Below are 23,329 nucleotides of genomic sequence, written 5' to 3' on the forward strand. Positions count from 1 at the left end.
TTTACTCTGATTTCAGTTTCTAATTGAATTAAAAAAACATTAAAACAAGAACTTTGTGCTTAAGAAACTAGATTCTTGTTCAGACACTATATTGTTAAAAATATCTTTGTTTAGTTCGCTGTCTTTGGTGGCAACCATGGTTCTGATAGAGAAAGAGCGCAGTGCATCTGGAACAGAAAGAGTACCTTCGGCAGAGTCTTTTCTCCCTGTAAAAGGAAAAACATCTGGCCCTCTTTGTGATTGGGTATTTACGTTTACTCTAGAAACCAAATTTACAAAACCATCTACCATTTTGGCAATTTCTAAATGATTTTTACTGAAAATACTTACCTGTTGCCCAAAGTCGCTTTCAATCATATAATCTATAGGTTCTTGTAAATTTTTAAAAGGAACTATTGGAACTATTGGCCCAAATTGCTCTATATGATAAACCTTCATTTTTTCACTTACAGGATACAAAACCGTAGGCGCAAAAAGATTTCCTACAGATTGACCACCGGTTTCATTTACAATTTTTGCTCCGAAACTTTCGGCATCTTTGATTAATCCATTTAGGAATTCTACTTTCCCTTCTTCTGGAAGTGGCGTAATAATAGGGTTATTCCAAGGCATTCCCACTTTTAGAGCATCTACTTTTGCGCTAAACTTTTTGATAAATTCATCTGCAATATCTTCGTGTACAAAAAGAATTTTAAGCGCAGTACATCTTTGTCCATTAAAAGAAAGCGAACCCGCTACACATTCTTCAACTGTAAGGTCTAAATCTGCATCTTTTAAAATAATTCCAGGATTTTTAGCATCAAGACCTAAAATAGAACGCAATCTGTTTACTTTCGGGTGTGCTTTTTTTAATTGGTCTGCCACTCTACTAGAAGCGATTAAGGTAAGAACATTTATTTTCCCTGTATTCATCATAGGTTCTATTACTTCTGCTCCTTTTCCGTAGATGTAATTTACTACTCCTTTAGGGAAACTTTTTTGTAAAGCCTTACTTAGCGCATAGTGCAAAAGACAACCATATTTTGGTGGTTTGAAAAGCACCACATTACCCATAATCAGTGCCGGAATAAGCAAGGTATACGTTTCATTAAGAGGATAATTATATGGGCCAATACAAAGTGTAATTCCTAAAGGAGAACGACGGATTTGCCCAATAATTCCGCCTTCTATGGTAAATCTAGAACTTCTACGGTCTAGTTCTTTTAAGGCATTGATGGTATCATAAATATAGGCGATGGTTCTGTCAAATTCTTTTTCAGAATCGGCTCTGTTTTTCCCGATTTCCCACATCAGCAATTGTACCACCTCTTCACGAAGACCAATCATTTCCTTAATGAAATTTTCTACATGTTTTATTCTTTCTTCTACAGAAAGTGTAGGCCAATAACCGAAACCGTTGTCGTAAGCTTTTTCTGCTGCATCTAAGCATTCCATCGCTTCATTGAGACCTCCATTTGGGATTTTTCCTAAGTAAATATCTTCCAAAACGCCGTTATTATTAACTTTGATTGCGGAATATACTTTCTTGAAATCACCATCCCATTGCTTAAATTCACCATCCACCAAATACTCAGTTTGCTCTACTACAGGATGGTTTAGCCATTCCGTTCCCGGAAATAGCGAAATGTTTTCAGAAAATTGTTGCATAATTTTATTATTTGAAGAATCAAAGGTAAAAATTATCAACTTAGAATTTGTAATAAAAGAATGAATTTTTTGATAGATAGAATGAATAAAGAAGCTTTTTTCCTAACCGAAAAATAAATACGCCATCAAAACAGAAACCGTAATTCCAACTAAATCTGCCAAAAGCATTGCACCAACAGTATAACGCGTATTTTTGATACCCACTGCTCCGAAATATACCGCAATTACATAAAAAGTAGTATCTGAACTGCCTTGTAAAATCCCAGAAAGTCTCGCAGGAAAAGAATCTACCCCAAAAGTAGTCATTGTATCTACCATCATTCCTCTTGCGCCAGAACCTGACAATGGTTTGATGAGCGCAGTTGGTAATCCGTCAACAAATCTGGTATCTAAATTGGCAATTTGAGCAAACCATTTCATTCCATCTATAATCACATCAAAAACGCCAGAAGTTCTAAGGAGTGAAATCGCAATCAACATTCCTACTAAGTAAGGAATAATCTTAACACAGACATTAAAACCTTCTTTAGCACCATCAATAAAAGCATCAAAAACATTTATTTTTTTGTAAACCGCACCAGCAATGATAGCAAAAAATATCAAAAGAATCATTCCGTTGCTGATGAATTTACTGGCATTGTCTAATTCTTCTTTGTTGAGTTTTACCAAGTACCAAACCAAAAGCGCGATTAAAGCAGAAACACCCCCAATAAAAGCCAAAAGTCTAGGCTGAAAAAGATTAATTTTCTGTTTGAAGGAAACAATAATCATCGCCGCCATTGTAGCACAAAATGTAGCAATCATCGTTGGTAAGAAAATATCTGTTGGCGTTGCAGAATCCATAGAAGCTCTAATGGCAATGATAGAAACCGGAATCAGCGTAAGACCACTTGCGTGCAAACAAAGAAACATAATTTGTGCATTAGAAGCTCTGTCTTTGTCGGGATTTAGGGTTTGTAAACTTTCCATCGCTTTTAGTCCAAATGGAGTTGCCGCATTGTCTAAACCTAATAAATTGGCGGCAAAATTAAGCGTCATATGCCCGAAAGAAGGATGGTTTTTAGGAATTTCGGGGAATAATTTTGAAAAAAATGGTTGAATCATTCTTGACAAGAAATTAATTCCTCCTGCTTTTTCAGCAATGCTCATAAAACCCATAAAAAGCGTCATAATTCCTATTAATCCTAGAGAAATTTCCACGGCAGTTTTACTGGTAGAAATTACACCATCTGCTTTTTGCACACGGTAAACAGAAACGGTATTGGTAGAATCTTTTTTGTAGTTAATTCTAGAAATTTCGGCTTCAGGTTTTTCAGAAAGAGATTTTTGAATTTCCGCAGAAAGAGATTGTAAGGGTGCTTTGGTAATTTGTACGGTGTCTCCACTTTTACCAACCACCAAATCATTGTAAATTGCTTTGTAGTTATCGCTGAACAAATATTTAATACTTGCCACCACAATCGCTACAATAATAAATGCGCTCCAAATTCTGCTTAAAACCATTTCCTTGAAAATTTTGGATAAAAGTAAGATTTTTTGTTGGATGTTGGAAGTCTGGAATTTTTTACGACTATATTTTTCCTATTTTTTAACATCAAGCATCCAACTTCCATCATCCCGCTAATGCAAACCTTTCAAAAATCATATCAGACTTATTATATCGTATTAAAAAACTTTGTAACTTTAGATTCCTAAATTTTTATACAGAAGTGCCTTTTAAGACATTTTTGGTTTTAAAAATTTTCGCCTTATAAGGAATTGCAGTATGCATTCAGTCTGAATTTTAGTTAAATCAGACTTAATAGATGAAAATAATTTTAAAAAATCAAAAGATATGAGCACTAACACCAAAGACCTTCGCAACGTAGTTTTACTCGGACATTCAGGAAGCGGTAAAACTACCTTTATAGAGACTATGCTTTTTGAAGGCGGCGCTATCAAAAGACGTGGAACTATAGAAGCACACAACACCGTTTCCGACAACACAGACCTAGAACATCAGCGCGAAAACACCCTATTTTCTCACCAAATGTTTGTAAACTGGAGAAAAAACAAAATCAACGTTTTAGACACTCCAGGTTTTGATGATTTCGTGGGCGAAGTAATCGCTTCTCTTAAAGTAGCAGATACCGCACTTATCCTCGTTAATGCTTCTGCTGGTGTAGAAGTAGGTACAGAATTGGTTTGGGAATATGTAGAAAAATACCAAACTCCTACCCTATTTGTTGTCAACCAAATAGACCATCCAAAGGCAGATTTCGAAGCGTCTTTGGAACAAATTAAAAATAGATTTGGAGCAAAAGCATTGCCAATTCAGTATCCATTAAATTCTGGAGAAGGATTCAATCAAATTATTGATGCCTTGAGAATGGTAATGTATGAATTTCCTGCAACTGGTGGTAAGCCAGAGAAAAAACCAATCCCAGAATCTGAACTGGCAAGAGCTAATGAAATGCACAACGCATTGGTAGAAATAGCCGCAGAAAACGAGGAAGGTCTAATGGAAAAATATTTCGAAGAAGGAAATCTTTCAGAAGAAGAATTGGCTCAAGGTCTTAATATTGCCTTAGCAAAACACGATTTTTTCCCAGTTTTTGTAGCTTCAGGACTTAAAGATATGGGTTCTGGTAGAATTATGGGCTTTATAGATGATATTGCTCCGTCTCCTGCCGATAGAGCTGGCGAAAAATTAGAAAACGGCGAATTGCTAAAATGTGACTCTAACGATAAAACCACCTTATTTATTTACAAAACCCAAAGTGAACCACAAGTAGGAATTGTTTCTTATTTCAAAGTTTATTCTGGTGAATTAAAACCTGGTGATGAATTGGTAAATGCAGAAAACGGCGAAACAGAAAGAATTTCTCAGATTTTCTTAGCCGAAGGTAAAGACAGAACTCCTGTAGATAAATTAGTTGCTGGTGATCTGGGCGTTACCGTAAAATTGAAATACGGACATTCTAATAACACCCTGAATACAAAAGGTGTAGATAGAAAAATAGAGCCAATGCAGTTCCCTGAAAGCAGAATCAGAAAAGCCATTTTTACTGAAAACGCTGCCGAAATGGAAAAACTTATTTCTTCTTTACACAAAATTCAAGAAGAAGACCCTACGCTACAAGTTTTGCAATCTAACGAAACCAAAGAAACCATCTTGAGCGGACAAGGACAATTGCACCTAGATTTGGTAAAATTCCGTTTAGAAAAAGAATTTGGGGTAAAAATGGAAATGAAAAACCCTAAAGTCTCTTACCGCGAAACCATCACCGGAAAAGCAGATGCAGATTACCGACACAAAAAACAATCTGGCGGCGCAGGACAATTTGGTGAAATACATATGAGAGTAGAAAATTACTACGAAGGAATGCCAGAACCAGAAGGTTTCAACATTAGAAATAAAGAATTTGAAGATTTATCTTGGGGCGGAAAATTTGCTTTCTACTGGTGCATTGTAGGCGGAGCTATCGATTCTAGATACATTGGCGCTATTAAAAAAGGAATAATGCAACAGATGAAAGAAGGGCCATTAACAGGTTCTCATTGTCAAAACATTAGAGTTTCTGTCTATGACGGAAAAATGCACAGCGTAGATTCTAATGATATTTCTTTCCAATTGGCAGCTTCTGGAGCTTTCAAAGAAGCTTTTCACAATGCAAGACCTCAATTGTTAGAACCAATGTACCACGTAGAAATTCTTTGCCCAGACGAATGTACTGGTGATGTGATGGGAGATTTACAAACCAGACGTGCAATGATTTCTGGAATGGATACCGAAGGTCATTATCAAAAAATTATGGCAGAAGTTCCACTAGCCGAAATGAATGATTATGGTTCTACCTTGCGTTCTTTAACTGGTGGTAGAGCTAAATTTACGATGAAATTTAGTGACTATCAATTGGTTCCTGCCAACGTACAACAAGAATTGGTAAAACAACATTCTCTAGAAAAAGCAGAAGCTTAGTTTAAATAAGAAAATCAATTTAAAACCTCAACTTTTAGGGTTGAGGTTTTGTTATTTTTAAAAGATTATCAACTCTTTCTTTCCAAATTTTTTGTTTTTCAATATTAGTCCCATAGCTAGTTTCTTCTTCAAATAAGTTTTGAAAATCAATATACTCTTGATAAACCTTGTCATATAATATTTGAAAGTCCCTATTGAATTTTTCTACTGTATCAACCCTCTCTAATAATACCTTTGACAATTTCCGTGAAAAAAATTCAGCAATATCAAAATGAATTTGCTCATGTTCCAATAATCCATTTTGATTTAAATATTGTAGACTAACCCAAGACTTTTCAGAATCAAAAGTTGCAAAAATTTTAATCTTAATTTTTCCTGTCCAAATTGATTTTGATAAAACTTTATAGTTTATGCTTATCATTGAATTAGCGGCAAAATTACTAATAGCAGGAGGTTTTCCCTTAAAATCAGAAAACTCTATTTTTCTTGTCTCTTGCCATTCTATCTCTTGAGAAAAAAGAAAAGAATTTAAAAGTAATGACAATATAAAAACAAAATTCCTCAACTTTACTTCTTCTTACTTTTCACTTTTTTTACTTGATCTTTGATGTAAGGATACTTTTGCTCCATATCATCTGCAATTGAAGAATCTAGTTCTAGTGCCATTGTAAGGGCGTTTTGTCCGTGTTCTTCTTCACCAATGTTAAAGAAAGAATTACTCATTTGGTAATACAATTCTGCTCTTTTGTGTAATTTCAGGGCTTTCTCTAAGACCGTAATTGCATCTTCGTAATCACCAATCAACATTAAAACTTCGGTGTAAGCATACCAATTGTAGAATCTTTTGGGTTCTGCTTCTACCAATTTTTTAAGACAAGTAAGAGATTCTTCGAATCTGCCAGAATCTATATATAAAAATGCTAATTTCTTCTGAAAATCAAGGTTATTTTCGTTCAAAGCTACCGCCTCTTTAGCGAAATGTAGTGCTTCTCTATTACTGCCCATTTCTAGATAAATATCACTTTGCTCCATCATCGAAAGATAAAATTGAGGGTCTTCTTTCAGAGATTTTTGAAAAGCTCTCAGTGCTTCCAGATTCTTTTTATCTTCCTTGTAGCACAACCCTATTTTGTAATAGGTAAAAGCCTTGGTATATTCTAATTCTAACTGTTCTTCATACACTTCTATTGCTTTTTGCCATTGTTCTAAAGCTTCGTAACATGCTGCTTTATTGGCATAAACGCCCGTTGCATCAGAATTGATGGCAAGTAAATAATCAAACGCAAGAATTGCTTTTTCGTAGTTTTTTCTATTGAAATAAAACTGTCCCATTTCGAACCAAGCGGTTTCTGAAAAAGGAAACTGATTGATGTAATTTTGGGCAAATTCTTCTGCTTCTTCGTGTCTGTTAAGTTGTTGGTAACACATCATCGCACTTTCCAGAGAATAATCATCTTGAGGATCGTGCTTAAGTGCTAATTTATAATGCTTTAGCGCATTAAAAGGATCGTCTAGATTATGATATTCGTCTGCAATAAAATTATGAAGGAAATTTTCTTCTTCTTCTAATTCTAAAGCTTTGAGACAATAATCTATAGACTTTCTAGGATTTCCGTTGTTAGAAAAATATTTAGCACAACAAACCAAATAATCTGTGGTTTCTGAACACGCTGGTTCTAGCTCATTGATTAACTGACGAGCCTGTACATATCTTTCTAAATCCAAAAGAACTTCTAGTTGTTTTACTTTAAGTTCAAGAGAATTAGGGTGGAGTTTTAATCCGTAATTTACGGCAGTTTCCGCAAAGTGCGTATCTCCCATTTCTAGGTAAAAAATAACCAAATCTTCTATTTCTTCTGAATCGAAATAGTAATTCTCGTTATTCTCTATCATTTCTTCGAACTTTTTAGAAAGTTCATTTTCAAAAAATTCTTCCAAATTCTTTATTTTTTGTTTGAAGGTTTGAAAAAGTTTGATTTTGTTTGAAATAGTTAAAAGTAGTCAATCAAACCACTTCAAACGTTCAAACCTTATCAAACTAGATAAAACTCTTAATTTTTTCTATCATTTTATCTGCCAAATCATCTGCTTCTTGCTGAGAAAAGGCTTCTGTATAAATTCTAATAATTGGTTCGGTGTTAGATTTTCTTAAATGCACCCAATTTTCTGGGAAATCTATTTTCACACCGTCAATCGTAGAAATTTCTTCGTTTTTATATTCTTCTTGCATCTTTACCAAAAGTGCATCTACATCAATTTCTGGAGTAAGCTCTATCTTCTTTTTGCCCATATAATATGCTGGATATGTAGCTCTTAACTCAGAAACAGTTTTGTTTTCTTTTGCTAAATGGGTCAAAAACAATGCAGCACCAACCAAAGAATCTCTTCCGTAATGCAAATCTGGATAAATAATTCCGCCGTTTCCTTCACCGCCAATTACTGCATTTTTTTCTTTCATTAAAGTTACTACATTTACTTCTCCAACTGCACTTGCAAAATATTCAGAATCTAGATTTCTAGCAACATCTCTCAAAGCTCTGCTCGAAGAAAGGTTAGAAATCGCAACTCCTTTCTTATGTCTCAGCAAATAGTCTGCCACCGCAACTAAAGTGTATTCTTCGCCGAACATTTCGCCATTTTCGTCAATCAATGCCAATCTGTCAACATCAGGATCTACCACAATTCCTACATCTGCTCCTTCTTTTTTGATTAAATCACAAATGTCCGTCAAATGCTCTTTCAAAGGTTCTGGATTGTGCGGAAATTGTCCGTTTGGTTCGCAATATAATTTCACGACTTCGCAACCTAATTTTTCTAAAAGTGGCGGAAGCGAAATTCCTCCTGTAGAATTTACAGCATCTAAAACCACTTTGAATTTTTTAGCTTTCACGGCTTCTACATCTACCATTGGTAAATCTAGAATTTTTTGAATATGAATATCAAAAGCATCTGTTCTGGTTTCATATTTCCCTAAATCATCTACTTCAGCAAAGTTGAAATCTTCCTTTTCGGCAATTTCCAGCATTTCTGCACCATCTTTTCCACTGATGAATTCTCCTTTTTCGTTAAGCAATTTCAGCGCATTCCATTGTTTTGGGTTATGAGAAGCAGTGAGGATAATTCCACCGTCAGCATTTAACTCTGGAACCATTACTTCTACAGTTGGTGTAGTTGATAAACCTAAATCTACTACATTAATTCCCAGGCCTTGTAAAGTAGCGGTAACCAATGAATTAACCATTGCGCCAGAAATTCTAGCATCTCTACCAATGACTAAAGTTAAATCTTTTTTATTTTGAGTTTTTTGAAGCCAAGTTCCGAAAGCTGCGGTAAATTTTACTACATCTACTGGTGTAAGATTATCATCTACTTTACCACCTATTGTTCCTCGGATTCCTGATATACTTTTGATTAAAGACATCTTTTGATTAAAGTTTAAGGTTTAAAATCTAAATTTCTGCAAAATTACTGAAATTAACAAGAGGAAATTGTTTTCTGTGGATAAATAATAGAATCTAAAAAAACTAACTGCAACCGCAATCTTTATCACAATGTGTTCTTTTGCTATCAAATTTTTTTTGTGTGAAGTTTTTCTTCAGAATAATAAACAATGAATAGCAAGACGCTAACACAACGACAAAAATGATAATATACTGAATAACAAGTGAATTCATGTTGCAAAGATACAAATATTATTTTTAATTTTATTTGTATTTATTCTAAATAAACGTTAATTTTGCCAAATGAATGAATTTAGAGCTAACCCATATTTTAATTTGATTGTTCCAGCGATAGATACCAACGCCAATCAAGAATTATATTGTGGCAAAAAGAAATGCTGCAAAAAATTCAAAAAGGGAAAAAGGTGTAAAAAATGCCCAGGAAGAGATAAAATTTCATAATTTTGAGTAAAATATATTCAAGATGAACAGAGACATAATCTATAATTTGCTCAACTCACAAATAGCAAAAGAACAATATGCCGCGCAATTATACTTATCTATGAGCGCTTGGTTTTACGAAAGAGATTTAGACGGAATCGCTAATTATTTTAGAATTCAATCTAAAGAAGAATTAATGCACGCTGAAAAATTCTTTGATTTTCTGAATGACCTTGGCGGAAAAATTGTTTTACAAAGTGTAGAACAACCTCCACACGATTTCACAGATGCACAAGCTATCTTTGAAAAAGCTCTAGAACATGAAAAACTGGTTACTCAAAGTATTTTTGCCATCGTAAAAGCTGCCAATGAAATTGGTGATTATTCTACTGCTTCATTTCTTCAATGGTTTGTAAACGAACAAGTAGAGGAAGAAGCTACCGCATCTCAATTAATTACAAAAATTAAATTGGTGAAAGATAATCCTTCAGCGCTTTATCTATTCGACCAAGAATTAGCACAAAGGGTTTTAACTCCTGGAGAATAAAAACAAAAACTGCTTTCTGAAGCAGTTTTTTTATGGATCTATTTCAAAATCTGATAGGCTATCATGGAAACAAAATACGCTAAACCAGACATAAACACCAGTTGTATTGCCGTCCATTTCCAAGATTTGGTTTCTCTGTAAACTACTGCAATGGTAGAGATACACTGCATCGCAAAAGCATAAAAAATAAGGATGGAAATTCCTGTAGCAAAGTTAAAAACCTTTTCGCCATTTGGTTTTACATCTGCCCTCATTTTTTCTATTACCGTCTGTTCTTCTGCTTCGTCGTCTAAACTGTAAAGCGTTGACATTGTGCCAACAAACACTTCTCTTGCCGCAAAACTAGATAAAATTCCTACTCCCATTTTCCAATCGTAACCTAATGGTGCAATGGCAGGTTCCATTTGCCTTCCGATTTTTGCTAAATAAGAGTTTTCTAGTTTTACTTCGCTTTGAACTTGAAATAATTGTTTCCCATCTTTCGGGCCGAAATAACTTAATACCCAAAGAATAACACTTACAGCCAGAATAATTTTACCAGCTCCTGTGATGAATTCCCAAACTTTACCCAAAACCAATTTAAAATCATACGCCCAAAGTGGCATTTTATACGCTGGCAAATCCATTACTAAAAATGTTTTCCCTTTATTTTTAATGAAATATTTGAGTATAAATGCAGAAATAAGAGCGGTAGCAAAACCTAAGAAATACATCGCAAAAAGAGCTAAAGCTTTATACTGAATTCCCCAAATAGTTTCATTCGAAAAGATAAGTGCAATAATGATGCTGTACACCGGAAGTCTGGCAGAACAGGTCATAAAAGGAGTGATTAAGATGGTGATTAATCTTTCTTTTACGTTTTCTATGTTTCGGGTGCTCATAATAGCAGGAATAGCACACGCCGTTCCAGAAACCAAAGGAACTATACTTTTTCCGTTTAAGCCAAAAGGTCGTAAGAATCTGTCCATCAAGAAAATAACTCTCGCCATATATCCAGAATCTTCTAGCAAATAGAGAAAATACAAGAGAATCCCAATTTGCGGCGCAAAAATGACAATTCCACCAATTCCGGGGATTATTCCGTCTGAAAGTAGAGAATTGATAGGCCCTTCCGGAAGATGTGTTTTGCTAAACTGTGATAGCCAAGCAAAAGAACCATCAATCCAATTCATAGGATATTCTGCAATGAAAAAAACGCTTTGAAAAATAATCAACAAAATCAAGGCAAACACCAAGTATCCTAAAATAGGGTGAACCAATACTTTGTCTAGTTTCTCTGTCAATAATTCTTTAAACTGAGGCTTTTTAGAAATTATTTGAGACATATAACCATCTATCTGCTGATATCTTCTAATGGTTTCTTGCACTTGTAATCTCTTCGGAACCATACATTTTCGGTCTTCTTGGTTCAGTTGAGTTTTTACACTTTCTAGTTTTCCTAAATAGGTGTCCGCTGCAATCAGTGTCCAAACTTTGTAAAAGTTTTTCTCATTAATTTGTCTCGAAATTTTGAAAACTAAACCTAAATTCTCTGAAGGAATATCAAAAAAAGGCTTTTCTGAAACCGAAAATTCATTGTTTTTGATGGCATTTCTAATTTCATCGATGCCAATATTAGCTTTGGCATTCGTTTCTAAAATTCTATTACCAATGAGGGTTTCTAGTTTTTTAGAATCGATGTGTAAACCTCTTTTCTCTGCCAAATCCATTTGATTAAGAACCACCAAAACTGGAATTCCTAAATCTTTGATTTGCTGAAAAAGCAATAAACTTCTCTTTAGATTAAGCGCATCTGCGATGTAAATTACACCACTATATTTCTCTTGCTCTTCAATTAAATATTTGGTAAAAATAGCTTCGTCTTCCGAAGTAGGATAAATGCTGTAAGAACCTGGCAAATCTACAATTTCAACTTCTTCGCCTTGGTGTATGTAAGTTCCTTGGTGAGAAGCTACCGTTACGCCCGCATAATTTCCTGTTTTTTGATTTTTATTACAAAGCAAATTAAAAATGGTAGATTTCCCCACATTAGGATTACCTACCAATAGAATATGTTTTACTTTTTGAGGTTCAGTTTGCATTATATTTTCCAAAATTTTTAAAAATTCTGGTTATTTTTCGGGTTCTACGAAAATAAATCTTGCCTCTTCTTCTCTTAGTGCCACTCTGGTTTTTTCTTCACCATATTCTATATAAAGAGGCCCTCTGAAAGGCGCCTGATGCAGAATTACAAAAGAGGTTTCTGGCAACAATCCCATTTCTATAATCTTGTTGGGCATTTGCAGGTTTTCGTTATCATAACCACAAATTTTTCCCTTCAATTTTTTGGGGAAGCAGCACATTTTATTTGAGTTGATATTTTTCAAGATTTTTCTAAAAAATTATGAGTTGCAAATATACTTTATTTATTTTAATTCTAAATAATATGCTCGCTTTTTTTACCTTTTGTTCTCTATAAAACCTAAAACTTGATTAAATTTGTAGAAAACAATACATTATGAAGCTATTGTACACCAAATCTTACGACACTCCATTAGGAAAAATGGTCGCTTTTGCCAATCAAGACGCACTTCTGATGTTAGATTTCGAAGATAGTAAGTATTTTGAGAAACATTTTGAGGAAATTTCTTCTCAATATGGAGTCATCAAGAAAACAGGAAATAAAGTCCTTTCTCTTTTAGATAAAGAGTTAAAGCAGTATTTTAAGGGAAAACTCAAGGGTTTTACAGTTCCTGTAGAATTTTCTGGAACAGATTTTCAAAAAAAAGTGTGGCAAGAACTTCAGAATATCCATTTCGGAGAATACAGAAGTTACCAATCTCAAGCTGACACAATGAAAAGACCAAAATCTGTGCGTGCAGTAGCAAATGCCAATTCTAGAAACAAACTCTGCTTGGTAATACCTTGTCATAGAGTGATTGGTAAAAACCTTTCATTAACTGGCTATGCAGGCGGAATCGAAAGAAAAGCGGCCTTATTGAAATTAGAAGGTATAGAGCTGGAGTTTTAAAACAAAAAACCACCGAAAATTTCGGTGGCTTCTTTGTGTATTTTACTATTTTATTTCATTTCAGAGATGATATTTACGGTTTCTTGAAGGTAAATATCTCTTTTTAGATTCTTTAACCAGTTTTCAGATTTTTTAGCAAAAACCTCATCTGTTTTACCTCTTTTGGCTTCGTCTGCGTGTAGTGTAAAATTAAGTCCATTGTTAAATTTAACCAATGATTTGAATTTTTCTATTTGCTCTTTTCTAGCTTTCATTAAACTTTCGAAGTCTTTAAGATTAAGAGTTACTTTCTCTTCTTTGTCTAGTTTTTCTTTCCACTGTGCAGATTCTAGCAACAATTGGTAATTTTTATTCTGGGTCAATCTTTTTGCACTATTGCTTACCAATTCAGACATATTAAGAGTATTCAAAGGTGCAAAACCAGAAGTAGAAACTTGGTCCCAAGGCAATGCATAATTATCATAACGCTCCCCTACTTCTTCATAAGAAAAAAGGTCTTTCATAGGAATATCAGAATCTACCCCTTTTAGCTGAGTAGATTTACCGTTTACTCTATAGAATTTTTGTATGGTTAATTTCAGAGCTCCAAAATCATCGCTGGTATTTAAGAATCTGTTTAATTCTACAAAAGTCTGTACAGTTCCTTTACCAAAAGATTGCGGAGAACCTACAATTACCGCTCTACCATAATCTTGCATGGCACCTGCCAAAATCTCTGAAGCAGAAGCAGAAAGCTCGTTTTGCATGATTACCAATGGGCCGGTCCAGATAGGTTCGTCTTGTTTGTTTTTTAGCACTTGTATTTTACCATTTCCATCTTTCACTTGTACTACAGGGCCGTTTTTCATAAATAAACCCATAATATCTACTACTTCAGTTAGAGAACCTCCACCGTTATTTCTAAGGTCTAGGATAATTCCTTCTACATTTTGTGCTTTTAACTTAATCAGTTCAGCTTTTATGTCATCAGAAGCGTTTCTGCCTTTGGCATCTTCAAAATCTGCATTGAAACTAGGTAAATTAATGAAACCGTATTTTTTACCATTTGGTGTATTTACAATAATACTTCTAGCAAAAGTATCTTCTATGGCAACTTCTTCACGAATCATTTTCACTTCTTTGATGCTTCCGTCTTTTTTTCTAAGCGTAAGAACTACTTCTGTACCTTTCTCACCACGGATAAAACGCACTGCTTCATCTACCAACATTCCACTTACATTAATAGGTTCTTCGCCCTTTTTAGACTGAACTTTTAAAATTTCATCACCTTCAGAAACTTGTTTTGATTTCCAAGCTGGAGCGCCCACCACTAAAGTTCCTATCAATATTTTACCTTTCTTTTCTTGAATAGTAGCACCTATTCCTATAACTTTTCCTTTAAAATTAACATCAAAATCTTCTTTGTCTTGTGGTGAAAAATAATTGGTATGTGGATCAAAAACTTCTGTGTAGGCATTCATATAGAGAGAGAACCAGTCCATTTTTTTTCTCTTTTCATATCTTTTGAACATCGAAGTCAAAAGATCTTTCACTTCTTCTGTAGCTTTGGCTTGTTTCTGTTGAGGAGTTAAAATATTTAATTTTATCGTGTCCTTCAATTTAAATTTAGTAACGCTATCTTTTTTCTCTTTCTGCGTTTCTTCTTTAGCATTAAGCGTTTCTATTTCTTGCAAAATATTATACTTGATGAATTTTTTCCATTCTGTTCTAAGTTCTTCTTGGTTTTTAGGATAAGTTTTTAACTTTGGTTCAAGAATAAGTTCCTCTTTTTCATCAAAATTAATAGGCTTACTTAAGATATCTTGAGAAAGTTTTTCCACTTCTTTGGTTCTAGCATTCAATCTATCTACGGTAAGATTAAAGAAAGTTAAATCTCCTTTGTTTAGATAATCGTCAAGCTTTGTTCTATGCTTTGTAAACTCATCTACATCTGACTGCAAAAGAAATTTTTTCGCAGGGTCCATCATTTCTAGATACTTATCATATACATCTGCAGAATATGCGTCATTAATTGGCTTTGGAGAATAATGTAGATATGACAAGGTGTTCTTTACACTAATCATAATGGTTTGCATCTTTTCCTCATCATTTTGAGGAGAATTGAAGCAAAACATCAGCGTCATCAAGGGTGCAAAAAACAACAATTTTTTTAGATTGAATTTCATATTAGTATGTAATATTTTTAGAATTAGTTTTATAAAATATCCGTTTTGTTACAAGTTTAAGAAAACTTTAGCAAAAGTACTATCTTATTCTGTTTAAATAATGAATTTTTCTATATTTTTCAATAAAAGCAAAAAATTATTTCAAAGAAATTAGAAATTATACTGAAAGCCGAATTTAATGCCGAATTTTCTAGTATCTATATTTTCTAGATAATTACCTCTCCAATTAAAGTCTATTCTAAGGATTCTAATATTCCCAAAGCCAATATTTTCTATACCAAAACCATATTCATAATAAGGTTTATTGGGTGCTTTAAGCAATATATTGGTGGAATTGATATTTTTAGAATAATCACTAAGACTACCGATAGCTGTTCTATAAAAAGCGACTTCCCTTAATTTCAACTTTTTAATCAAGGGAATGTAAGATAAAAGTTTCCCATTAAAATGATGCTCTGCATGGAAAGTGGCATATTGGTCTGTAACAAATTCATAATAATCTAGCAACGCAAAGGTATTGGGGATTAAAGAATAAGATTGGTTGCCCGGAATTACATTTTGCAAAGCTAGTGGAACTGTACTGAAGTTTTTTCCGGCTTCTACATTTAGCAATAATCTACCAAAACTCTTCAACATAATCGGTTGGAAATAATAAAACTGAAGTTTGCTGTAATTAAAATCAGACCCGAAAACACCTTTTAAACCTTGGGTATATTTCAAAACTAAAGTTGGTGCTAGTGTGCTATGCTCATATCTGTCTACTCCATATTGTGAAAACTTAGCACCTGGTCTTGCCGTGATACTAAAAGCCATTTTAGTGTCTTCTAATTCAGAAAATAGTTGTCCGTTTTTGTAATAATCAAGAGAAAATTTTTCTGGATTGGCAGATTTTATGGTTTGATAAGTGGCGTCTAATCTTAACGTAAAATTTTTCAATGGGTCTATCGCTGCAAAAGCACTGGTCTGATTTACGGAACTCAAATTAAAATTGTTTCCCACGTTGAGAACGCCAGATGAAGCAAAAGAACGGGTCATAATTCCTTCGTCTGTGGTTAATTGTGCGCCTAGCTGCATTACGTCTCTTCTAGTACCAGCGCCAATGGTAAATCTATTGTCTCTGTCAAACATTTTTCTAGCTTCGAAGCCATATTTTAACTGCCTGTCTTTGAAACCATAAGCTGTATAAAATGCAGCCCTCCACATATCATTTGGAGTGAAATAAGTTCTAGCTCCTAGTCTTAGCCTAAAGCCTTCTACATCATTAAAACCTACAATAGAATATATATCTCCGATATCTACAGAATTAAAAACATTAAAATATCCTGAAGCCAACGTTTCATAGAGTTTTACTGCTTTTTTAAACTTCGGAACTTTATTAAGCTCGTCAATCATTTTATAGATATTCTGTTCAGATTCTGTAAGGGGTTCTTTTCTTTCTAATTCCCAGTAATCATCACTTTTTTGAACGCTTGCATCGCTTAGAGATTCTGTACTTCTCTCAAAAATATCGTCTTCTAAATTTTGGTCAAAAGAATATTTAGAAAAAAGAGTCGTTTTCTTTGCCAAAAGACTTTTAGATTTCTCATTTTTCCCGAAAATAGACATTTGAATTTCCTGATAATTTCTCCTTGGGAGAAAAATAGAGTCACTAGGATTGTAGTATTCTAGTTCGTAATAAAAATTATTAACAAAATTGACATTGATGTTTCGGGTAGACTTCAATGTAGAACGCACCACGGCATAATTTTCTTTAGAAATATAAACAACTCCATAAATAGACAAAACATCTTTTCTTTTTGGGGTATATTTAATTTTATAACAATCTGTTCCAGAGATATTTTCGTCATTCAACAGCACATAGTCATAACTCGCAAAACCATCTCTGGCAATAGGACTGGTAAAACCTATATTAAAGAAATTTAAGGTGTTGTCATAAATATTAATTTCTTTATAAAGATTCTTGGCGGTATTGGCTACAACTTCATTATTAGAAAAGCCAGATGATTTATTGGCAATAACGTCTCTTTTCTCTTTTTTAGGATTGTTTTTTCCAAAATTTTTATAAACAGATTCATTGAAATAGATAGGAAGCGTAAGATTATTCCCGTTATCAGTAGAGTCTGCATATTGAAAAACAAAATCTAATCCTTTGAAAATCTTTTTCTTAGTAAATGCACTATCAATATTGGTAACATCTACTTCTATTTTTTCATATTCATTAAATTGATAGTCCTTAAATCCGCCCAAGCCATTGCTTTTTTTGCGTTTCCATACTTCCTGCAAAATTTCGTAAGCAGGATTTTCTTTTTTCTTCAGTTTCTTTTTGGTAGATTTCAACTCAACGCTTTCTATAGATTTTTCTTTAATCTGGGCAGTCAAAACAGTTGAAAACAATATAATAAACAAAAATATTATTCTTCTTAAATTCATTTTTCATCGGCATTTAAAGAGCAATTGTTGCCCCAAACAAACTCGCAATATACTACAAATATTGTTCCTATTGTGTAACCTTCATCTCAAAAAACAATTTTTAGCATTACTTAATATTAACGCAGAAAAAAACCAAATCTTGCTAAAAAGAAGTAATTTTGTGTAAAATGAAAAAAAATGACAAACAGACCTTTGATTTTAGTTACCAATGATGATGGAATTACCGCACCGGGAATTAGAAATCTCGTAAGTTTTATGAACGAAATAGGAGATGTAGTAGTGGTAGCGCCTAACTCTCCACAATCTGGAAAAGGACACGCCATTACCATTAATTCTACCCTTACTTTTGAAGAAATCAATTTAGAAGGACCTCAACGTGATTATTCATTAAGCGGAACGCCAGTAGACTGCGTAAAATTTGCATTAGATAAAGTGCTAGACAGAAAACCAGATTTGGTGGTTTCAGGAATTAATCACGGTGCTAATTCTTCTATCAATGTAATCTATTCTGGCACCATGAGTGCTGCTGTAGAAGCAGGTGTAGAAGGATTGCAAGCCATAGGTTTTTCTTTACTAGATTTTGCATGGGATGCAGATTTTTCTCAAAGTAAAGAATTTATACAAAATATTGTAAAAAAAGTTTTAGAAAATCCTCTGCCTAAAGGAATTGTACTCAATGTAAACATCCCAAAACTTAAAAAAGAAGAAATAAAAGGCATTAAAGTTTGCCGACAAGCCCACGCAAAATGGGAAGAAAGTTTTGATGAGCGTGTAAATCCTCACGGGAAAAAATATTATTGGCTTACTGGTTATTTTAACAATATGGATTCTGGTGATGATGCAGACGAAAGAGCTCTAGCCGATGGTTATGTTTCTGTAGTTCCAGTGAAATTTGACCTGACCGCTCATGAATATTTGAAAGAATTGGGAGAGGTTTTGAATGGGTAGAATATCATTAATTCATCAATTGACAAATAACTTTCATATTCTTTTTTTAAATAAATTTCGAAATCCGCTTTTTGAGGATTTTTTCATTCCAAAACTTCCAAAATTTTTCCCTAATTTTACCACAGAAGCGCTCAGAATAATAGATAAAATCAAATTGAAAAGATAAATAGTTCTTAAGTGTATATTGTACAAATTCTAAAAATGTTAATAAAAAAATATAATTATCAAGCATTTTTTTTTCTAGTTGTTTTTATGACTTTCTTATTAGGAAGTCTTGTAAAAAACAATATTTTATTAACAGATGATCTTGCATTTGTAGACAATGCTAGATTTGCAAAACATAAAAATTTTTTTGAATATATTTATTCTTTCATGAATACAGAAACTATGACGTCTAGACCGGTTTCTGCTTTTATCACTGCACTTATAACTTATGCCAGTAGTTATTATGAACGTTTTTATTATGTAGCTTACCTTTTTTTTATCATATCTGTCTTCTTTGTTTTCAAAATCACACAGATTTTTACCAAAAATTTTTTCTTCTCTATTGCTACCGTCTTTTTATATGTTTTCTTGCCTGTAGGAAATGCTCTTGTTTTTTCACCGATAATGCTGAATTCTGCACTAGCAACTATTTTTTATTGTAGTAGTTTAATTTTCCTTTTAAAAGAACAAAAACATAAATATGATGTCATTTATAGTGCTTTATTTTTTCTTTTATCAATTTTATCATACGAGATTTTTTTGCCTCTTATATTATCTAATCTTTTTTTGATCAAAAAAAGAAAAATATCATATTTGGCAGGTATCATAATCACCTATCTTATCTATAAAAAAATTATTGAACCAAGCCTTTTTGAAAATTATTATCATAGAGAACAAGTAAATATTTTATTAAATATCAAAAGAGATTTTAAAATTTTATTAAAATCAATAAAAGTTATAATATATGATTTGTCCATAAGCGTTATTCGTGCAATAAAAGCAATTAGATATTATTCTTTCCAAGATTTTATATCCCTTATTTTAATAAGTACTTCATTTTTATATTTCATTTCTAGAAACAAAATTGAAGGGAAGCCTTTTGAAAAAACTCCTAATCTTATTCATTTCCTAATTTCTTCCTTAATACTTAGTTTTACCATTTTTTTAGTCTCTAACTACGAACCATCTATCAAAGGTTTTTCAAGTAGGACCATGGGAGGAATCAGATTATATTTCTCATTTTTTTTAATGTACATTTTTATAAAATATAGGTTAAAAACATTATTTAGTATCACTATTATTATTTTTATCATAAATTCTATCAGTGTAAAAAATGCATGGCAATATAGCTCTGAAATAAACAATGAAATTTTTAAAAAAATTTCTTTAAAAAAAATAACGACTAAAAAAGCTCCTTATCTTTACATTGTTTTTAATAAAGAAAATATCAATTTAAAAAAAGAATTTTCTGATAAACAAAAAGAAGATAGAAATTATTTTTTTAGAAGAGACCAATTTGTAGCAGAAGAGCCCTTGTTTTATGCTCCTTGGGAATCAGACTACTTGAAACATAAATTTAATATAGAAAAAAAAATAAATATTGAATATTATTTTTATAACGATAAAGTAAAAACAAAACCATATTATTTATTTGATTTCCATAGAAATAATTTACTTTTAATAAAATAGAGTTAACCTTATTTAAAAATTTCTTTTTTTTATCTTTTAATTTTATTTAATTTTATAAAAAATACCAAAATGCGCATAGAATACGAAATAAAATTAGGTTTCAAAGATGTAATGTTTCGCCCAAAACGTTCTACACTTAAGTCTCGTTCTCAAGTAAGTCTTGAAAGAGTTTTTACTTTCAGAAATTCTAAAAAAACTTGGACTGGCGTTCCTATTATTGCCGCAAATATGGATACCGTAGGAACTTTTGAAATGGCAACTGCTTTATCTTCTGAAAAAATAATGACGGCAATTCATAAACATTATTCTATAGAAGAATGGACAGCTTTTCTAGAGAACTCGCCAGAAAGCATTTATCAATACATTGCCATAAGCTCTGGAACTGGCAGTGCAGACGAAGAAAAAATAAAACAAATCATCGGTAAATTCCCTAAAATAGATTTTATCTGCATCGATGTGGCCAACGGTTATTCTGAACATTTTGTGAATTTTGTGAAAAAAGTAAGAGCAGATTTTCCAGATAAAACCATTATCGCAGGAAATGTGGTAACTGGTGAAATGGTAGAAGAACTTATTTTGGCAGGTGCAGATATTATAAAAGTAGGAATTGGGCCTGGTTCTGTTTGTACTACCAGAGTAAAAACGGGTGTTGGTTATCCTCAACTTTCTGCCATTATAGAATGTGCAGATGCGGCTCACGGTTTGGGTGGTCATATTATTGGAGATGGTGGTTGCAAAGTTCCGGGAGATGTTGCAAAAGCGTTTGGTGGCGGTGCAGATTTCGTAATGCTTGGAGGAATGCTAGCTGGTCACGATGAAAGTGGAGGAGAATTGATAGAAGAAAATGGTAAAAAATATAGACTTTTCTACGGAATGAGTTCTAAAACAGCCATGGATAAACACAGCGGTGGTGTTGCAGAATACCGTGCTTCTGAAGGAAAGACTGTGAAAGTAAAATACAAAGGTCCAGTTTCTGAAACCGTGAAAGATATAACAGGTGGTGTGCGCTCTACTTGCACTTATGTAGGTGCTTCTCAATTAAAAGAGCTTTCCAAAAGAACAACTTTTATAAGAGTTCAAGAACAACACAACGAAGTGTTTGGAAATGAATAATTTATATAAAAAACGTAGAAAAAGCTCATCAATTGGGCTTTTTTGGTCTTTATATCTTATTTCTTAGTTAATTTTAAATTAATCATAATATCAAAATTATTGATTTTCAAGAAAATAATTAAGCAAAGGCATTGTGTATTCTAAATTTTATTTTTATTTTTGCAACCACAAAACACAAATGCTAACATATATTATAATTCTCTGAATTATACTATTTTAAATCCTCTCTCATGAGGATTTTTTTATTCTATTATATAAGATTCTTTACTTTTAATATTTTCTATAACTAGATTCATTTTGTTACTTAGTTTAGCAAATTCATAAAAAAAAATTGATTTTTTGAAAATTTAACAATAACTTTTTTGTTAATTTTTTTTCAAAAATTCCTAAAATAAAATCTCTCTAAAAGCTGAAGCAGCAAATTTCACTTGTTCTACCCAATCTTCTGCTGCGCCACCATCTGCACCATCTGAAATATATTTTAAACAAAGAAAAGGGATGTTTTCTTCTTTAGAAACTTTAGCTAAAGCAAAAGCTTCCATTTCTATTACATTATATTCTGGATTTTTATGTTCCATTTCGAATTGGTCTCCGCTTCCGCAGATTCCTTTTGGTAAATTTTCTATTTCTATACCGTAATTTAAAATGACTGGGTCTGTAGAAAATGGTGTCTCAAATTTTTGGAAACCCAATGCAGTAACTTCCATATCACGTTGTATAAATTCTGTGCAACAAACTACACATCCTTTGTTAAATTCTGTACTTCCTGCTGTTCCTAGGTTGATGATAAGGTCTGGCTGGTGTTTTTGGATGGCTTTCAATAGATTGTAGGTTGCATTTATTTTCCCTACGCCTACAAAAGCTACATTTTCTTGTGAAAATTCTGTTCCGGCTTCTTTTTCTAGCGCAAAAACAAAAAGTGGATTTTTATAGGTGACATTATTGATTTTCATTGATGGAGATTTTTCTAAATTTTCTAAAAAAGTAATTCTAAAGCCCGCGCGTATCTGCGTGAGGGATGCGGAAGGTGCGACCGTAGGGAGCAGTGCGGAGCGAAGCGGAGCACCGAAACGAAGTGTAGCCTGTAGAAGCCCGACCCGAAGTTTTTGGAATGGAAAACCTCATAGATTTCTGGAAAATCTATGAGGTTTATGCTGCTGGGAAAACGTAGGGACACGCCCAAAATATTTTAAATTTTTAAGTCAACATTCCGCCATCTACGTTGAGCACTTGCCCTGTAATGTAGGCAGACATCTCTGAACCAAAATAAACGCAAGCATTAGCCACGTCTTCTGGTTGACCACCACGTTTTAGAGGAATAGCGTCTCTCCAACCTTGAACTGTTTTTTCATCTAAAACTGCCGTCATTTCTGTTTCTATAAAACCTGGAGCGATTGCATTACAACGGATGTTTCTAGAGCCCAATTCTAGCGCTACAGATTTTGTAAAACCGATAACTCCCGCTTTAGAAGCCGCATAATTGGCTTGTCCGGCATTTCCTTTTACACCAACCACCGAAGTCATATTGATAATAGAGCCATTTCTTGCTTTCATCATTGGTTTAATCACGGCTTTGGTAAGGTTAAAAACGGAATCTAAGTTTACTTTGATAATGGTATCCCAGTCTTCTTTTGACATTCTAAGCATTAAATTATCTCTGGTAATTCCGGCGTTGTTTACCAAAATATCAATTTTACCAAATTCTGCTAAAACATCTTCTACCAACTTCTGAGCGGCATCATAATCTGAAGCGTCTGATTGATAACCTTTGATTTGGGTAACGGCGGATAGTTCTTCTTCTAAAGCCTTGGCTTTATCTACAGAACCTGCATAAGTAAATGCGATTTTGGCACCTTGAGCTGCAAAAACTTCTGCAATTCCTCTACCAATTCCTCTGGTTGCTCCGGTAATGATGGCAACTTTTCCTTCGAGTAGTTTCATAACAATGTATTG

General features: G+C 33.3%; 17 protein-coding genes. 6 read left to right on the forward strand and 11 right to left on the reverse strand.

Annotated elements, in window-relative coordinates; genetic code table 11:
• Window positions 1–39: 39 nt before the first annotated feature.
• Both IEW40_RS05880 and IEW40_RS05885 read right to left on the reverse strand, forming a co-directional pair.
• On the reverse strand, window positions 40–1,647 hold the full coding sequence (locus tag IEW40_RS05880; protein ID WP_188617145.1) for an NADP-dependent glyceraldehyde-3-phosphate dehydrogenase: 1,608 nt from the start codon (window positions 1,645–1,647) through the stop codon (window positions 40–42).
• 102 nt (window positions 1,648–1,749) lie between these two features.
• Window positions 1,750–3,150 carry a spore maturation protein gene (locus IEW40_RS05885; protein WP_188617146.1) on the reverse strand — a complete coding sequence of 467 codons (1,401 nt, stop codon included), beginning with the start codon at window positions 3,148–3,150 and terminating at the stop codon, window positions 1,750–1,752.
• Between the two features lie 331 nt (window positions 3,151–3,481).
• On the opposite strand from IEW40_RS05885, the gene IEW40_RS05890 reads away from it, so the two are divergent.
• On the forward strand, window positions 3,482–5,608 hold the full coding sequence (locus tag IEW40_RS05890; protein ID WP_188617147.1) for an elongation factor G: 2,127 nt from the start codon (window positions 3,482–3,484) through the stop codon (window positions 5,606–5,608).
• Window positions 5,609–5,642: 34 nt separating this feature from the next.
• Here the strand turns inward: IEW40_RS05890 and IEW40_RS05895 are convergent, their stop codons facing one another.
• The 3 genes from IEW40_RS05895 to glmM form a co-directional block, all read right to left on the reverse strand.
• A complete protein-coding gene (locus IEW40_RS05895; RefSeq protein WP_188617148.1) occupies window positions 5,643–6,152 on the reverse strand; it encodes a hypothetical protein in 510 nt (169 codons plus the stop codon).
• Between the two features lie 23 nt (window positions 6,153–6,175).
• Window positions 6,176–7,546, reverse strand: a complete 1,371-nt coding sequence (locus tag IEW40_RS05900; RefSeq protein ID WP_188617149.1) for a tetratricopeptide repeat protein — start codon at window positions 7,544–7,546, stop codon at window positions 6,176–6,178.
• 100 nt (window positions 7,547–7,646) lie between these two features.
• On the reverse strand, window positions 7,647–9,029 hold the full coding sequence (glmM, locus tag IEW40_RS05905; protein ID WP_188617150.1) for a phosphoglucosamine mutase: 1,383 nt from the start codon (window positions 9,027–9,029) through the stop codon (window positions 7,647–7,649).
• 503 nt (window positions 9,030–9,532) lie between these two features.
• Here glmM and IEW40_RS05910 point away from each other — a divergent pair.
• Window positions 9,533–10,036, forward strand: coding sequence for a ferritin (locus tag IEW40_RS05910; protein WP_188617151.1), 504 nt, complete (start codon window positions 9,533–9,535; stop codon window positions 10,034–10,036).
• Between the two features lie 38 nt (window positions 10,037–10,074).
• Here IEW40_RS05910 and feoB read toward each other — a convergent pair whose 3' ends face one another.
• Together feoB and IEW40_RS05920 are read right to left on the reverse strand one after the other, a co-directional pair.
• The gene (feoB, locus tag IEW40_RS05915; RefSeq protein WP_188617152.1) at window positions 10,075–12,117 is read right to left on the reverse strand and encodes a ferrous iron transport protein B; all 2,043 of its coding nucleotides are present in this window, start codon (window positions 12,115–12,117) and stop codon (window positions 10,075–10,077) included.
• A 30-nt stretch (window positions 12,118–12,147) separates the two neighbouring features.
• A complete protein-coding gene (locus IEW40_RS05920; RefSeq protein ID WP_188617495.1) occupies window positions 12,148–12,378 on the reverse strand; it encodes a FeoA family protein in 231 nt (76 codons plus the stop codon).
• Window positions 12,379–12,533: 155 nt separating this feature from the next.
• Between IEW40_RS05920 and IEW40_RS05925 the strand changes: the two genes are divergently transcribed.
• Window positions 12,534–13,046, forward strand: a complete 513-nt coding sequence (locus IEW40_RS05925; RefSeq protein ID WP_188617153.1) for a methylated-DNA--[protein]-cysteine S-methyltransferase — start codon at window positions 12,534–12,536, stop codon at window positions 13,044–13,046.
• 50 nt (window positions 13,047–13,096) lie between these two features.
• Here the strand turns inward: IEW40_RS05925 and IEW40_RS05930 are convergent, their stop codons facing one another.
• Entirely contained in the window at window positions 13,097–15,211 is a 2,115-nt protein-coding gene (locus IEW40_RS05930; protein WP_229663391.1) for a carboxy terminal-processing peptidase, read from the reverse strand.
• A 150-nt stretch (window positions 15,212–15,361) separates the two neighbouring features.
• Window positions 15,362–17,641, reverse strand: coding sequence for a DUF5686 family protein (locus tag IEW40_RS05935; RefSeq protein WP_188617154.1), 2,280 nt, complete (start codon window positions 17,639–17,641; stop codon window positions 15,362–15,364).
• A 177-nt stretch (window positions 17,642–17,818) separates the two neighbouring features.
• Between IEW40_RS05935 and surE the strand changes: the two genes are divergently transcribed.
• From surE to guaC, 3 genes are all read left to right on the forward strand, one after another.
• Window positions 17,819–18,589: a 5'/3'-nucleotidase SurE gene (gene surE, locus IEW40_RS05940; protein ID WP_188617155.1), complete on the forward strand. Its 771-nt coding sequence runs from the start codon at window positions 17,819–17,821 to the stop codon at window positions 18,587–18,589.
• Between the two features lie 609 nt (window positions 18,590–19,198).
• The gene (locus IEW40_RS05945) at window positions 19,199–20,263 is read left to right on the forward strand and encodes a hypothetical protein (protein WP_188617156.1); all 1,065 of its coding nucleotides are present in this window, start codon (window positions 19,199–19,201) and stop codon (window positions 20,261–20,263) included.
• Between the two features lie 69 nt (window positions 20,264–20,332).
• Window positions 20,333–21,376, forward strand: a complete 1,044-nt coding sequence (guaC, locus tag IEW40_RS05950; RefSeq protein WP_188617157.1) for a GMP reductase — start codon at window positions 20,333–20,335, stop codon at window positions 21,374–21,376.
• Between the two features lie 386 nt (window positions 21,377–21,762).
• Here the strand turns inward: guaC and IEW40_RS05955 are convergent, their stop codons facing one another.
• Both IEW40_RS05955 and fabG read right to left on the reverse strand, forming a co-directional pair.
• Window positions 21,763–22,329 carry a 5'-methylthioadenosine/S-adenosylhomocysteine nucleosidase family protein gene (locus IEW40_RS05955; protein WP_188617158.1) on the reverse strand — a complete coding sequence of 189 codons (567 nt, stop codon included), beginning with the start codon at window positions 22,327–22,329 and terminating at the stop codon, window positions 21,763–21,765.
• Between the two features lie 244 nt (window positions 22,330–22,573).
• Window positions 22,574–23,317 (reverse strand): 3-oxoacyl-[acyl-carrier-protein] reductase, encoded by a 744-nt coding sequence (gene fabG / locus IEW40_RS05960; protein ID WP_188617159.1) that lies wholly within the window; start codon window positions 23,315–23,317, stop codon window positions 22,574–22,576.
• Between the last annotated feature and the right edge of the window lie 12 nt (window positions 23,318–23,329).

This window comes from Cloacibacterium rupense (genome assembly GCF_014645495.1).
GTDB classification, from domain to species: Bacteria; Bacteroidota; Bacteroidia; order Flavobacteriales; family Weeksellaceae; genus Cloacibacterium; species Cloacibacterium rupense.